Here is a 13066-nt window from a genome sequence, read left to right as displayed (position 1 = left end):
GCTATTCACCTTCCATTATTTTGTAAATTTTTTCAATATCCAGATTCTGGCGTATTACATCAGCAAGCTTATTATATTCCTGTTCTTTAAATTCTTTAAAGTCAAAGTATTCCTCCACTTTATCAAGACCCTTCATTTCCCTGATCTTATTTAATAAAAATCCCGTAAAATCCCCGTTATCAAAAATACCATGAACATAAGTCCCTATTATATTTTCCCTGACTGCACCTTTTATATCCTCCGGTGTCCCAAGAATTATTTCCCCGCTTCCGGTACTTATCCCCTGGTGTATCTCATACCCGCTTATTTCCAGTCCGTCTCCGCCGGCAAGTATTCCCTCTGTACCTGATAATTTATCAGTATACTGTGTTGTTGTCTTTTCCCTTGACATTACAGTTTCTATATCCAGAAGACCTATTCCGGGGATTTCCTCTATATTGGATTCTATATTATAAGGATCGGTAATCTTGGCTCCGAGAATCTGAAATCCCCCGCATATACCGAATATCACAGTTCCCTGCTTAGCTGCTCTTGCTATTTTTTCGCTTATTCCCTTATCTGACAGATCTTTCATATCCTCAATAGTATTTTTTGATCCCGGAATAATTATCATATCCTCGTCTCCCAGCTCGGAAGCCTTCGTTACATACTTAATATTCAGGTCGCTGTACTGGTCAAGAGCATTTATATCAGTAAAATTAGATATATGCTTTAATTTTATCACGGAAATATTTATCTTCCCGTCTTTTTTCACATTGAAATTTTTTATTCCAAGACTGTCTTCTTCTTCTATTTCCAGCTTTACATAAGGCAAAACTCCCAAAACAGGTATCTCTATCAATTCCTCCAGCATTTTTATACCCGGCTCCAAAAGGGAAACATCCCCTCTGAATTTATTTATTATAATACCCTTTATTCTTTTTCTTTCACTTTCCTCAAGAAGCATTACAGTACCGTAAAGCGAAGCAAATACCCCTCCCCTGTCAATATCTCCTATGAGAATTACAGGTGCATCTGCCATTTCCGCCATTCCGGTATTTACTATATCATCTTCCTTGAGGTTTATTTCCGCAGGGCTTCCCGCACCCTCCAGTACTGATATTTCAAAGTTTTCCCTTATATAATTATAGGCCTTCATTATTTCATCCTTAAGATTATGCTTAAAGGCAAAATAATCACGGGCATCCATATTTTTAAGAACTTTTCCGTTTACTATTACCTGGGATTTTCTGTCTGTGGTAGGTTTCAGCAAAATAGGATTCATATATACTTCCGGCTCTATTCCGGCAGCTTCTGCCTGCACCACCTGTGCTCTTCCCATTTCTTTACCGTCTTTTGTAATAAAAGAATTCAGTGCCATATTCTGTGACTTGAAAGGAGCCGTTTTATAACCGTCCTGCACGAATATTCTGCATAAACCTGCTGTCACCACGCTTTTCCCTACATTTGATCCTGTTCCCAGTATCATTATATTTTTATGTTTCACATTTTCCCCTTTCCCGGCACTTTATTTCAAAATTAAATTACCTGAATAAAATTATTTCTGCCATTACCGCTCTATCATTATTTATTCTTATATTATGACCGTTAATAATCATATAATATGCAAAATCATCCTCTTCATTATCATTTCTGAATCTTTCAAAGCTGAAAAAATAATTCTCTAATGTTTCATCACAGGAAATTATCTGATTTTTGAATCTTTCCTGCTTTAATGTTTCTTTTTTCCCGTGACTTACAGCCAAAAATGAATACACTGTTTTTTCTGCTTTTTTATTTTCATAAAATAATTTCATTAGTCTTTTTTCCAGATATTCCTGTTCCTTTGGAAGCTCTGCTATTACACACAGAACATTTCTTTTTCTTCCGGATATTTTTCTTCTTTTCAAAACAACGGGATTGCTCAGGTAAAGACTGTGTATTTCATGATATTTCACATCCAGTGCTTTTTTGGAATACAGACTTAAAATTGATATCACAATAACAAAAAATAATATTAGTCCGCTAAATATCAACGGAGTTTTCCAGTTTCCTAACAAAGCATATAATTTCCCTTTATAAATGCCGAAAATAATATCCAGTACAGTTAAAATAATCCATAATCCCAAAGCTGCAGCTGTCGTTCCCGTTAATGCTCTTTTCAAAGTATCTGAAATACATGTCAGTCTGATATTCTTTTTAAAATACTCAAAATCTTTCAAATTATATATAAATTTATTTTCTTTCATAATCTTATCTCTATTCCCTTACCTTATGTTTCGTTCACTTTTGCAACCGGTTACTTTATTTTTACCGGAATTCCCGATACTACCATATATACCTCATCTGATTCAGCAGCGATGATCTGGTTCATGCTTCCTGCAATATCCCTGAAATATCTGCCCAGAGGATTTTCGGGAACAAGTCCCAGACCTACCTCGTTAGAAACCAAGATAATATCTCCCATATATACTTTATTAAAATCAAGAATTTTATTTACCTCTGCCAAAACAGTATTCTGAATTTTTTCAGGAATATAATCAGGTATACTTTCCCAGTTACCGTCATATACCTCAAACATAATATTGCTTATCATATTCGTAAGACAGTCCAGTAAAATAACATCTATGTTCTCCGCAGTTTTTTCAAGTACCTTGCCCAGATCCTTATAAGCCTCTATGGTGATCCAGTCCCCGCCCCTCTGTTTTCTATGTTTTTGCACCCTGCTTTTCATTTCATTATCCAGAGGAACGGAAGTTGCCAGATATATCCTTTTTTCCCTCTTAAAAGCCAGACTTTCTGCAAATTTGCTTTTACCGCTCTTAGCCCCGCCTGTTATAAATATAATTCCCATAAAGAACCTCTCACAATACCTAAATTTCAATTTTTTCAGATACAGATTTTATTTCGTTTACATTTAAACATTCTTCAATATCAAAATATCCGTATCAATTCCTGTTTATCAAATTACAAAAATATATAAAATAATATTAATATTTATACCCTCTCGGAGTAATTATTTTTCCGTTTTTCATAAACGTTTTTGAATTACCTATGATTATTACAGTAAGCATGTCTATTTCATGCTCCAGCATAGTACCCAAAGTTGCCGCCGTTACTCTCTCGTCTTCTCTTCCTGCATTTCTTACTATCGCCACAGGCGTTTCCGGCGACTTATATTTCAGCATTATTTCTGCCGCATCTTCTATCTGTGTTGTTCTTCCCTTGCTTTTGGGGTTATAAAGACTTATTACAAAGTCTCCCTGACTTGCCAGATCCACTCTTTTTTTTATCAGATCCCAGTCAGTCAGCAGATCACTCAGACTTATTGTGGCAAAATCATGCATAAGCGGTGCTCCCGCTGTTGCTGCTGCTGCATTAGAAGCAGTTACTCCCGGAATTATTTCTGTTTCTATGCTTTCCGGCACTATTTCAAGCATTATCCCTGCCATACCATATATTCCGGCATCACCGCTGCTTATTAGGCTCACTGTTTTTCCGCTTTCAGCGATTTCCACCACTTCACGGCATCTGTCCACTTCTTTTTTCATTGGTGAAGAAATTAGTTCCTTTTCCGGAAAATATTCCTTTATCAAATCAATATATGTTTTATATCCTATAATAACATCACTTTTTTCAAGAGCATCATAAGCCCTGAAAGTCATATCCCCTTTTTTCCCCGGACCTATTCCCACTACATAAATTTTTGCCATTATTTTTTACCTCCGCTTTTATTCCTTTTCTGTATATTTTTTAGCTCATAAAGCTTCTTCGTAGATTGATATTGTTATACCGTTATAAACCAGCTTTCTGGCAATAAATCCTCCGTTTTTTTCAGAGGCCAGATAAGCACACGGCTCTGATACCGCACTCACTCCTGTCTGAGCTTTTACAAATTCGGATTCTTTATGTATCTTCCCTTCCAGCTCAAGTATTTCTTCCTTTGAAAAAAACACCAGCTCCTTGCCCAGCTCGTGAAAAGCCTCCAAAAGTCCTTTTTCATCCTCTTTCAGCCATGCAGAAGCACCCTTTTTCACAGAATCAGACTCCAGATTATACCGGCTCAGTGCATCATTTACAGCATGTATTATTTCCGCTTTATCTGTATTTCTTTTACAGCCGATTCCAATGATGATATTTCTTGGAATAATCTTGCTTATCTCTATATTTTTTCTGTTTGATACCACAATTGCCCCGGAAACATTCTCGTCTTTCTGTGTAATATTTTCAGGCAGTATAAGCTTTACCTTTTCACCATTCACTATTAATGCAGTTACCTTTTTGGCACCTTCCAGATCTGAAAGTCCCGCGTTCAGCTTTTGCGACAAAGTATCTACTGCTATTTTACCTCCTGCATCAGAAGCAGTGGTAATTACCGGAATACTGCCCAGCATTTCTGCAAGATAACGGCATTCCTCATTTGCTCCCCCAAGATGTCCCGATAATAAAGAAATAATAAATTTCCCCTGTTCATCTGCTACCAGTACCGCAGGATCTTTAGCCTTGGAATCCGGCAGACCGTCTATTACCCTTACTGCTATTCCGGCCGCAGTAATAAACACGTGCAGATCATATATATTAAATGTCTCTTTTACTGTCTCTTTCAATGTCCCCTGTATTATCACATAATCCTGTTTTTCAGTATACTCTGCTATACGTTTGGATATATACAGATCTGTATCATACCTCTTGTCTGTCTTTATTTTTTCAGCCAGCTTCAGGGCATTTTTACTTACACAATAAACAGCTGTTTTCATTCACCGCTTCCCTTTCTATACTCATGTGTAAAGCTTTTATCATACAGCTTTGATTTGGAATACTTATCTCCCATAAACCATCCTACAAGAATCTGCGCAGTTTTTGTTATATTCTCTTTTTTTACAAGCTCTGCTATATTTTCAAGTGTTCCCTGTACTATTTTTTCATCAGGCCAAGTTGCTTTCTGTATTACTGCTACAGGTGTTTCCTTTTCATAATATCTGCCAAGTCTTTCCACTACACTGTCTATCATTTGAACAGACAGAAATATTGCCATTGAAGCTTTATGACTTGCCAGTGATTCGAGACTTTCCCCCTCAGGTACAGGAGTTCTCCCCTCAAGTCTTGTACATATCACAGTCTGGCTTACATCAGGAAGAGTAAATTCCTTTTTTATCGCTGCAGCCGATGCTACAAACGAACTAACCCCGGGAATTACTTCATATTCTATCCCGTGCTCATCCAGAATATCCATCTGCTCTCTTATTGCACCATATATACTCGGATCTCCCGTATGTACTCTTGCCACCGTTTTATTATCCTTTATTCCTTTTACGGTTACTTCCATTACCTCATCCAGATTCATTACTGCTGAATTATATATTTCGGCTCCGTCCTTATGACAGGCAATAATATCTTTATTTACCAGCGAACCGGCATAGATTATTATATCTGCCTTCTCCACTATTTTCTTCCCTTTTACCGTTATTAAATCAGGATCTCCGGGTCCTGCACCTATGAAATAAACCTTTTCCACTTTTTCAGCCCTCCTTTTTTTAATATTAAAGTGGAAAAATAATGAACCTTTTCAGTATTTGCCACATCTGTGATTATTTCCTCGTTTTCTTTTCCACAATTTGATATTAATATGGAATTTTCAAGGTTTTCTGTATCTTCCAATGCTTTTTTCAGCCTTTCAAAATTCCTGCTTAACTTCATAAAAACAATATTGGTATTGTTTTCTATTTCCTTATGGATATCTGTATTTTTATTTAATGATACTATCTTAAGATCCTCATCTCCTATTACAAGCGGAATATTCAGTCTTGAAGCCATGCTTCCGAATGATGTAATTCCGGGAACTGTCTCTACTACATCAGTTTCCTCTAGGTGTTCCAGAATATATGTGTAAGTGCTGAAAATCATAGGATCGCCGATTGTAAGAAAAACTACAGTTTTCCCCTTTTCCAGTTCTTCCCTGATTGCTTTTGCATTTTCCACCCTGATTTTTTCTTTCTCCTTTACATCTTCAAGCATTGGAAACTCCAGAAAAAGCTTTTCGGCATCTTCTCTCAGATAATTCTTTACTATTTCAAATGCCGTGCTTCCTTCACTTTTCTTAGCCTCAGGCAATACAAGAATATCTGCTTCCTTTAATATTCTCACTGCTTTTAGTGTAAGCTCCTCTTCATCACCCACACCTACGCCTACTCCGTAAAATTTTCCCTTCATTTTGTCACCTTTCTGCTGAAATTATATATATTGGATTTTCTGCAACCATCATATTAAAATCTTTTATTGTTTTATTTCTGCTTATCATCATCTGAGTTATTTCTATATTTTGAAATCCTGTTTTTTTCAAGCTTTCCAGTGCAGTAAAAATATTTTCCAAAACAATAAAATTCAAAACAATTTTTCCGTCTATATTTAAGTATTCATATGAATATCTAATTATCCCGTCTAAATTTCCTCCTGAACCGCCTATAAATATCTTATCTGCTTTTACTTTGTTCAGATCCTCGGGAGCCTTGCCTGTTATAAGTTCAATATTGGAAACACGGAATTTCTTCATATTTTCTTTTATCAGCTCCACTGCTTCCTGCTTTTCTTCTATGGCATAAACCTTTCCCTTTGAGGCAAACCGTGCCATTTCTATAGATACAGAACCTGTTCCCGCACCTATATCCAGACAGATATCAGTATCCTTCATATCCAGCTTCGCTATGCTCACAGCCCTTACTTCCTCTTTTGTCATAGGGACTTTTCCTCTTAAAAATTCACTGTCTTTTATGTGATACATATCTCTCCTTACATTTCACAATTTAATATTTTATTCTTATATCAATGCAGTGTTCCTGAACGGCTAAAATCCGTTCACTTCACTAACACCACTACATTAATCCCAAATTTATAATCAAAATCATATAAATTTTCAGGAAAAAATTCCCATATTTTTTCATTTTCATAGGACAAATTTTCCCCCACAAAGATTTTTACATCATTCTGTTTATTTTTAAAAAGCTCTCCGGCTATTCTCTGCGGCGTAAACTTACTGTCTGTTAATAAACCCATCTTATTATAATCATTCAATTTTTCCGTAAAATTAAACTCCTTACCATGAAGGCTGGAAACAAAAGCATCATACCAATGCATTCCAAGTCTGGCAAACATATACTGCACAGAAGAAATACCGGGTATAACCTCCAGTTCCTCCCTGCCGAAAACATTTTCCAGATAATTCAGCATACTGTAAAATCCCGGATCACCTGATACTATTACAGTTATTTTTTTCATTCTGTTTTGTTTCATATATTCTGCAAGTTCTGCAAGACGGCTGTCTATATATTTTATTTCTTTTCCTTCCAAAAGCTCCTTAATGCTTTCTATATTCCTCCTGCCGCCGATTATTATATCTGAATCCTCCGCCGCTTTTCTCACTGCCGGCAGAATATAATCGGGATTTCCCGGTCCGAGCCCTGCCACCCTTATCTTCTTCATATTATAATTTCCATCCTTTACTCCGCCCCAGCTCTCTTCCTCCTGAAGCAAATATCAGAGTTTCCACGGATATTTCCGCACCGTTTCTTCTTACATATTCCTGACATTTTTCTTTTGCCTTTTCCGCAAGAAGTGTAAATGTTTCCTTTTTTGTCACATAATTAACAGCCTCTTCTGTGGTGTTGGAATTTAATATTTTCAACAGGTTCTTTCTCTCCTCCCCTGCAAGCAGTGCATTTGCTGTTAATATTTCCAGTTTTGCATCGGACATTCTGCTGTGTGTATGAAATATCCCGCCCGCTACCTTTACGAACTTTCCTAGATCTCCGGCAAAAAAGATTTTTCTTACCCCGTATTCACATGCCCTGTCAAGCATAAAGCCCACAAAATTACTTATTACAAGTATTTTCCCCTCGTCTGTATCAAACTTTTCCTTTATAAATTTTTTCCCATGGTTGCCAAATACAAAAATCACTTCTTTTTCAGGATTTTCAGCTAAAAGCATTTTCAGCTCTATGGCAAGTGAATCTTTAAAAGCCTCTTCCGACATGGGCTTTACTATTCCCGTTGTTCCCAGTATTGAAATTCCTCCCAAAACACCAAGCTTAGGGTTCAATGTTCTTTTTGCAATTTCTTCCCCTTCGGGTACGAATATTTCCACATCCACGCCTTTACCAGCCGGAAGTTCCTTCCGCACTTCATTTTCTATCATCTTCATAGGCACCGGATTTATGGAAGACATCCCCACTTTCATGGGAAGACCGGGCTTGGTAACAGTCCCCACTCCTATTCCGCCATATATATTTACCTTATTATCCTCACGGATACTTATTTTTGAAAAAATCTCAATGCCGTGTGTAATATCAGGGTCATCTCCGCCGTCCTTTATTACAGAGGCGATAGTATAGCCCTCCCTTACACGCACGGTATTTATTTCTATTTTCAGAGTTCCTCCTGCCGGAAGATCTATTATAACTTCATCCGGAACTCTTTCTCCGAAAAACGCAGCCATTGCTGCCTGAGCAGCTGCAGCTGCAGCACTTCCCGTAGTAAAACCGCACCTTAACTGCTTCCCCTGATAATATCTATATCCTTCCATTTCACTTACATTCCTTCCCTTTGGTACATCTGGTATAAAATACCGTGAAGAATAGATACAGCTACTGTACTCCCGCCCTTTCTGCCTCTTATTCTTATATACGGAACATCATACTTTGACAGCTCCTCTTTTGATTCACTCGCTCCTACGAAACCTACAGGAACACCCACTATCAGCTTTGGCATATTTTCCTTCATATTTTCCAAAAGTGTGTAAAGAGCTGTAGGTGCATTTCCTATAAGAAATATTTTTGTGTCCTTATCCTTCAGAGCCTTTTCCATTCCTACTATAGACCTTGTAACGCCTCTTTCTTTTGCTTCCTTTATAGTTTCCTCATCTGATACAAGTGAATATGCTTTCACGGAAAACTTTTCAAGTATACCTCTGCTTAGTCCGTTTACTATCATATTAGTGTCACAATAAATCTTACAACCGGATTTTAATGCTTCCATTCCGGAATTTATTGCATCATTTTCTATATCCAGAAGATCTGCATATTCAAAATCCGCTGTGGTATGTATAATTCTTTTTACCACGGGCTTCTCGGCTTCTGTAAAGCTGTTTATTTTTTCCCCGAGCTCCTCTTCTATTATTTCAAAGCTTCTTTTTTCTATATCCATTGGTGCTTTTATATACGACATTTTTCCCTCCTGTTTTCTATGGGACCTGTTCAAATAAAAATTTCAAAAATTCAGGCTCGGAATAAAAAGCAATATGAGGATAACCGGCAAGAGTGTTATTTTTCTTATAGCCGCATTCCCATTCCCTGCCGTTTTCTTTCTTTATATTGTAAAAACATTGTTTTTCATTATTCTCAAATATCTCTGAATAATGAAACTCATGCCCTCTTATTTTAATTCCGTTTTCCATATTTATATTTATGTATCCGAATCTTCCCATATTAAGCTTTTTTCTCATAGCTGTTTTTATATCAAATATTCCGCAGAATTCATAAAATTTTCCATCAGTATTTTTTAGTCCGTCTGTAAGATAAATAAAACCTCCGCACTCTGCATATATAGGTATTCCTGCCTTATGTGCCGCCGTGATGCTTTTTTTCATCTCTGTATTTTCCGCAAGCTCTTTTGCATAAAGCTCGGGATATCCTCCGCCAAGATAGATAAAGTCAACATTTTCAGGAACCTTACTGTCATACACAGGGCTAAACTCCACCAGCTCCAGACCCGCGTATTTCATCATATCAAAATTCGATTCGTAATAAAATGAAAATGCCTTATCTCTGGCTACAGCAGCTCTCTTCCCTCTAAAAATATTTTTAAGTTCCTCAGCAGGATTTTTTATATTATATTCTTCGGAGCTTTCCGCAATTTCATATATTCTTTTTAGATTCAGATATTTTTCCCCTATATCCTTCAAAAATTCTTTTCTTTTAGCCGAATCCTCTACTTCAAATGCCTGCTTCAGTCCAAGATGCCTGCTCTCCACACCGATATTTTCATCCTTGGGTATATATCCCAGACACTCAATACCCGTATATGCTTCCACAGCTTCTTTCAGACTAAGATAAAGCTTTTCCCCGGAAACATTATTCAGAATAACCCCTGCTATATTGACATCTTTGTCAAAGCCTGAAAATCCCAGCACCTCTGCTGCTATGCTTGTAGATATTCCCTTTGCATTTACCACGAGAATTACCGGAACATCGAGAATTCTTGCTGTATGTGCAGTACTGAAATTATCCTTTGTATGGTTTATTCCGTCATAAAGTCCCATTACTCCCTCTATTACCGCTATATCTTTTCCTTTGGAATTTTCCTCGAATATATATTTCAGTGTATTCTCGTCAAACATAAATGAATCCAGATTATATGAGGCATTTCCCGTAAAAAGTCTGTGATATCCGGGATCTATATAGTCCGGCCCGATTTTAAACGGAGCAACATTTGCAAAGGCAGACATAATAATACTGCTTACTGTAGTTTTTCCGCTTCCGCTCATAGTGCCGGCAATTAATATCTTTCTCATCTAAAAATTCTCCTTCAAAAATCTGTTATATCCTGCAAGAAAGCTGTCAAAGTCAGTATTCAAACTGTCTTTTAGATGGCTGTACATTTTCAGAATCACAGGGACATCCAGATTTGCATTTTTCAAAAATTCAAAATCAGAAAAAACTTCTTTTTTATCACCGCTTTTCAAAAGCTGTCCGTCCCTAAGCACAAAAATATAATCAGCAAAATCATAGGCAAAATTTACATCATGTGTGGAAACAATCATTGTCTTTCCCTCTTTTGAAAAATTCAGAAGTATTTCCAGTATTCTCTTCTTATTTTTAGGATCCAGCCAGGCAAGAGGCTCGTCCAATATTAATATTTCCGGCTTCATCGCCGTTATAGATGCTATTGCCACTCTTTTTTTCTGGCCGTAGCTTAGATGATGGCATGGTGTATTACGTAAATTTTCTATCTCCAGAGCTCTCATTGCTTCCAATGCTCTTTCCTCTGTTTCATCCGAAGAGTAACCGAGGTTTTGCAGACCAAAGGCTACCTCCTGCATCACTGTAGGAGCAAATATCTGTATTTCCGGATCTTGAAATACAATACCTACCTTTTCCCTCAGTTTATCCAGTTCTTTTTTCTTATATCCTATCTTTTCACCTTTAAAGTAAAGATTTCCCTTTTCAGGCTTCAGAAGACCGTTCATAAGTAAAAACAATGTTGATTTTCCTGATCCGTTTTCACCCAGAAACACTATCTTCTTTCCCTCTTCTATATTAATATTTATTCCCTTTATTATTTCTGTCCCTTTTTCATATGAAAAAACAACATCTTCCAATTTAAGCATACCATACCACCAAAAATAAATTTATTAATAATATTGTTATTATAAAAACTACTTCTTTACCCGGCTTGTTATATCTTCTTTGATAAAATATAAATTCATTTCCAAGTCTTGCTTCTACAGCCTTTACGGAATTTCTGCTGTAATAATATGTCTTTCTTAATATTGATATCAGCAGAATTCCGAATGATCTCTTTGACGTTCTGTAATTCACATATCCTGACCTGCTTTTCTGTGCCGTAATTATCTGATCTTTTATATCAAATAAAACAAAAATATATCTGTAAATCAGCAAAAACATCTCTCTGAAAATTTTCGGGAATCTCAGCTTTTCAAAAATATAATCCAGATCTGCCGCCGGCGTGGAACACACCAGAAAATATGCAGCAGAAAGAGATGCAAATGCCCTCAGCAGAAGCATTGTTATATCTCCTTTTATTAAAAACATGGGAATAAGTGTAGTCAGTATAAAGACCGCCGGAATCGAATACAGCTTCAAAAGCTTTCCTGCACTTACCTTCATAATAAATAAAATAATAAAATTAAATATAACAAAATTCATTATAAATACTGTTTTTTCTTTTGTCATTAATAGGAATACCAGTACTCCTGCCGATAAAATAAATTTTTCAAGAGGATTAACATCCTTGAGAGAATTAGCATAAGATATTTTATCTATCAGCATTCTTGGCTCTGCCTCTGAAATATCCCAGAACGTAGCAGACTACTCCTGCTCCCAATGCTGCCTGCAAAGCAAACAGAAGACTTTCTGTTTCTCCGCCCGGCGGCTCTATGAGACTTTCCGCCCAAGGCTCATAACCTGGATTTATCTCAGTTATTAATTCCTCGGCCTTCCCGTCTGCACCGCCAAATTCGGAATTTTTTACCAGCATCAGAGGTGCTGCTCCGATAACTATTACAAGGCAGATTAATGCTATATTATTCTTCAAAATTTTCATTTATGCCTTCACCCCTTGCTTTATATTATATTTTTCAAGTAAATTCATTACTACGTTAGTCAGAAGTCCTTCTATTACTGCCAAAGGAATCTGTGTCACGGCAAATATCATGGCAAATTTCACAAATGATGCTGTTATTCCCCCGTCTGCCGATGGATTCGCAAGTGCCAGCTGGAAAGAAGTTATTACATATGTACTCAGGTTTCCCAGTGAAGCCGCAAGAAATACAGCAAGAGATTTATTCTTTTTTTTCAGAAGTCTGTAGATACCATATGACACCAAAGGTCCCGCCACTGCCATGGAAAATGCATTTGCCCCGAGTGTGGTAAGCCCTCCGTGTGCAAGCAGCACTGCCTGAAATATAAGTGCTATAGTTCCCAGTATTGATGTAATAAACGGTCCGAATAATATTGCAGACAGTCCTACACCTGTAGGATGTGACGAGCTTCCTGTTACTGACGGTATTTTTAATGCGGAAAGAACAAAAATAAACGCTCCTGCAAGTGCCAGTGTCAATTTTTCTTCCACGTTACCTTTTGCTTCTTTCTGTAATTTTACAAGTCCGTAAATCCAGAACGGAGCACAAAGAATAAACCAGAATACTGCCCATTTTACCGGCAGATATCCTTCCATAATATGCATTGAATAACTGCTCACTGATAATATTAAAAATGCTGATGCAATTAAATATATTCTACTTTTATTTTTCATTTTTCCTCCTTATTTTTTATTTTGAGTATAATGATCTTTATAA

Annotated in this window: 16 protein-coding genes; all 16 read right to left on the bottom strand. The window is 36.8% G+C overall.

Annotation, left to right across the window (positions count from 1 at the left end; all coding sequences use genetic code 11):
- Position 1 precedes the first annotated feature (1 nt).
- The 16 genes from STERM_RS05020 to STERM_RS04945 all read right to left on the bottom strand — a co-directional run bounded on the left by STERM_RS05020 (position 2) and on the right by STERM_RS04945 (position 13023).
- Complete coding sequence (locus tag STERM_RS05020) at positions 2–1486, bottom strand: cobyric acid synthase (protein ID WP_012860482.1); 1485 nt, start codon at positions 1484–1486, stop codon at positions 2–4.
- Between the two features lie 37 nt (positions 1487–1523).
- Positions 1524–2228 (bottom strand): hypothetical protein, encoded by a 705-nt coding sequence (locus tag STERM_RS05015; RefSeq protein ID WP_012860481.1) that lies wholly within the window; start codon positions 2226–2228, stop codon positions 1524–1526.
- Between the two features lie 50 nt (positions 2229–2278).
- Positions 2279–2833, bottom strand: coding sequence for a bifunctional adenosylcobinamide kinase/adenosylcobinamide-phosphate guanylyltransferase (gene cobU, locus STERM_RS05010; protein ID WP_012860480.1), 555 nt, complete (start codon positions 2831–2833; stop codon positions 2279–2281).
- A gap of 136 nt (positions 2834–2969) precedes the next feature.
- Entirely contained in the window at positions 2970–3692 is a 723-nt protein-coding gene (gene cobJ, locus STERM_RS05005) for a precorrin-3B C(17)-methyltransferase (protein WP_012860479.1), read from the bottom strand.
- A 45-nt stretch (positions 3693–3737) separates the two neighbouring features.
- Positions 3738–4736 carry a cobalt-precorrin 5A hydrolase gene (gene cbiG / locus STERM_RS05000; RefSeq protein ID WP_012860478.1) on the bottom strand — a complete coding sequence of 333 codons (999 nt, stop codon included), beginning with the start codon at positions 4734–4736 and terminating at the stop codon, positions 3738–3740.
- Complete coding sequence (gene cobM / locus STERM_RS04995; RefSeq protein WP_012860477.1) at positions 4733–5494, bottom strand: precorrin-4 C(11)-methyltransferase; 762 nt, start codon at positions 5492–5494, stop codon at positions 4733–4735. The genes cbiG and cobM overlap by 4 nt, the downstream gene beginning before the upstream one ends.
- Positions 5473–6189, bottom strand: a complete 717-nt coding sequence (gene cobI, locus STERM_RS04990; RefSeq protein ID WP_012860476.1) for a precorrin-2 C(20)-methyltransferase — start codon at positions 6187–6189, stop codon at positions 5473–5475. Before cobI ends, cobM begins: the two co-directional genes overlap by 22 nt.
- Positions 6190–6193: 4 nt before the next feature.
- A complete protein-coding gene (gene cbiT, locus STERM_RS04985; RefSeq protein ID WP_012860475.1) occupies positions 6194–6757 on the bottom strand; it encodes a precorrin-6Y C5,15-methyltransferase (decarboxylating) subunit CbiT in 564 nt (187 codons plus the stop codon).
- Between the two features lie 74 nt (positions 6758–6831).
- On the bottom strand, positions 6832–7455 hold the full coding sequence (cbiE, locus tag STERM_RS04980) for a precorrin-6y C5,15-methyltransferase (decarboxylating) subunit CbiE (protein ID WP_012860474.1): 624 nt from the start codon (positions 7453–7455) through the stop codon (positions 6832–6834).
- Between the two features lies 1 nt (position 7456).
- On the bottom strand, positions 7457–8554 hold the full coding sequence (gene cbiD / locus STERM_RS04975) for a cobalt-precorrin-5B (C(1))-methyltransferase CbiD (protein ID WP_012860473.1): 1098 nt from the start codon (positions 8552–8554) through the stop codon (positions 7457–7459).
- A 5-nt stretch (positions 8555–8559) separates the two neighbouring features.
- Positions 8560–9195: a precorrin-8X methylmutase gene (locus tag STERM_RS04970; RefSeq protein WP_012860472.1), complete on the bottom strand. Its 636-nt coding sequence runs from the start codon at positions 9193–9195 to the stop codon at positions 8560–8562.
- Between the two features lie 16 nt (positions 9196–9211).
- Positions 9212–10540, bottom strand: a complete 1329-nt coding sequence (locus STERM_RS04965) for a cobyrinic acid a,c-diamide synthase CobB (RefSeq protein WP_012860471.1) — start codon at positions 10538–10540, stop codon at positions 9212–9214.
- A complete protein-coding gene (locus STERM_RS04960) occupies positions 10541–11356 on the bottom strand; it encodes an energy-coupling factor ABC transporter ATP-binding protein (RefSeq protein ID WP_012860470.1) in 816 nt (271 codons plus the stop codon).
- Positions 11349–12038, bottom strand: a complete 690-nt coding sequence (locus STERM_RS04955) for a CbiQ family ECF transporter T component (protein WP_012860469.1) — start codon at positions 12036–12038, stop codon at positions 11349–11351. Before STERM_RS04955 ends, STERM_RS04960 begins: the two co-directional genes overlap by 8 nt.
- Entirely contained in the window at positions 12025–12312 is a 288-nt protein-coding gene (locus tag STERM_RS04950) for an energy-coupling factor ABC transporter substrate-binding protein (RefSeq protein ID WP_012860468.1), read from the bottom strand. Before STERM_RS04950 ends, STERM_RS04955 begins: the two co-directional genes overlap by 14 nt.
- Positions 12313–13023: an energy-coupling factor ABC transporter permease gene (locus STERM_RS04945; protein WP_012860467.1), complete on the bottom strand. Its 711-nt coding sequence runs from the start codon at positions 13021–13023 to the stop codon at positions 12313–12315.
- Between the last annotated feature and the right edge of the window lie 43 nt (positions 13024–13066).

It is taken from the genome of Sebaldella termitidis ATCC 33386 (genome assembly GCF_000024405.1).
Lineage (GTDB): Bacteria > Fusobacteriota > Fusobacteriia > Fusobacteriales > Leptotrichiaceae > Sebaldella > Sebaldella termitidis.
This window is presented reverse-complemented; position numbering and strand designations above follow the sequence as displayed.

Coding starts and splice junctions, on each gene's coding strand:
- STERM_RS04970 (WP_012860472.1), bottom strand. CDS start 9,195: ATGTCGTATATAAAAGCACCAATGGATATAGAAAAAAGAAGCTTTGAA.
- cobU (WP_012860480.1), bottom strand. CDS start 2,833: ATGGGAATTATATTTATAACAGGCGGGGCTAAGAGCGGTAAAAGCAAA.
- STERM_RS04955 (WP_012860469.1), bottom strand. CDS start 12,038: ATGCTGATAGATAAAATATCTTATGCTAATTCTCTCAAGGATGTTAAT.
- STERM_RS04965 (WP_012860471.1), bottom strand. CDS start 10,540: ATGAGAAAGATATTAATTGCCGGCACTATGAGCGGAAGCGGAAAAACT.
- STERM_RS04960 (WP_012860470.1), bottom strand. CDS start 11,356: ATGCTTAAATTGGAAGATGTTGTTTTTTCATATGAAAAAGGGACAGAA.
- STERM_RS04945 (WP_012860467.1), bottom strand. CDS start 13,023: ATGAAAAATAAAAGTAGAATATATTTAATTGCATCAGCATTTTTAATA.
- cbiT (WP_012860475.1), bottom strand. CDS start 6,757: ATGTATCACATAAAAGACAGTGAATTTTTAAGAGGAAAAGTCCCTATG.
- STERM_RS05015 (WP_012860481.1), bottom strand. CDS start 2,228: ATGAAAGAAAATAAATTTATATATAATTTGAAAGATTTTGAGTATTTT.
- cbiD (WP_012860473.1), bottom strand. CDS start 8,554: ATGGAAGGATATAGATATTATCAGGGGAAGCAGTTAAGGTGCGGTTTT.
- cbiE (WP_012860474.1), bottom strand. CDS start 7,455: ATGAAGAAGATAAGGGTGGCAGGGCTCGGACCGGGAAATCCCGATTAT.
- cobI (WP_012860476.1), bottom strand. CDS start 6,189: ATGAAGGGAAAATTTTACGGAGTAGGCGTAGGTGTGGGTGATGAAGAG.
- STERM_RS04950 (WP_012860468.1), bottom strand. CDS start 12,312: ATGAAAATTTTGAAGAATAATATAGCATTAATCTGCCTTGTAATAGTT.
- cbiG (WP_012860478.1), bottom strand. CDS start 4,736: ATGAAAACAGCTGTTTATTGTGTAAGTAAAAATGCCCTGAAGCTGGCT.
- cobJ (WP_012860479.1), bottom strand. CDS start 3,692: ATGGCAAAAATTTATGTAGTGGGAATAGGTCCGGGGAAAAAAGGGGAT.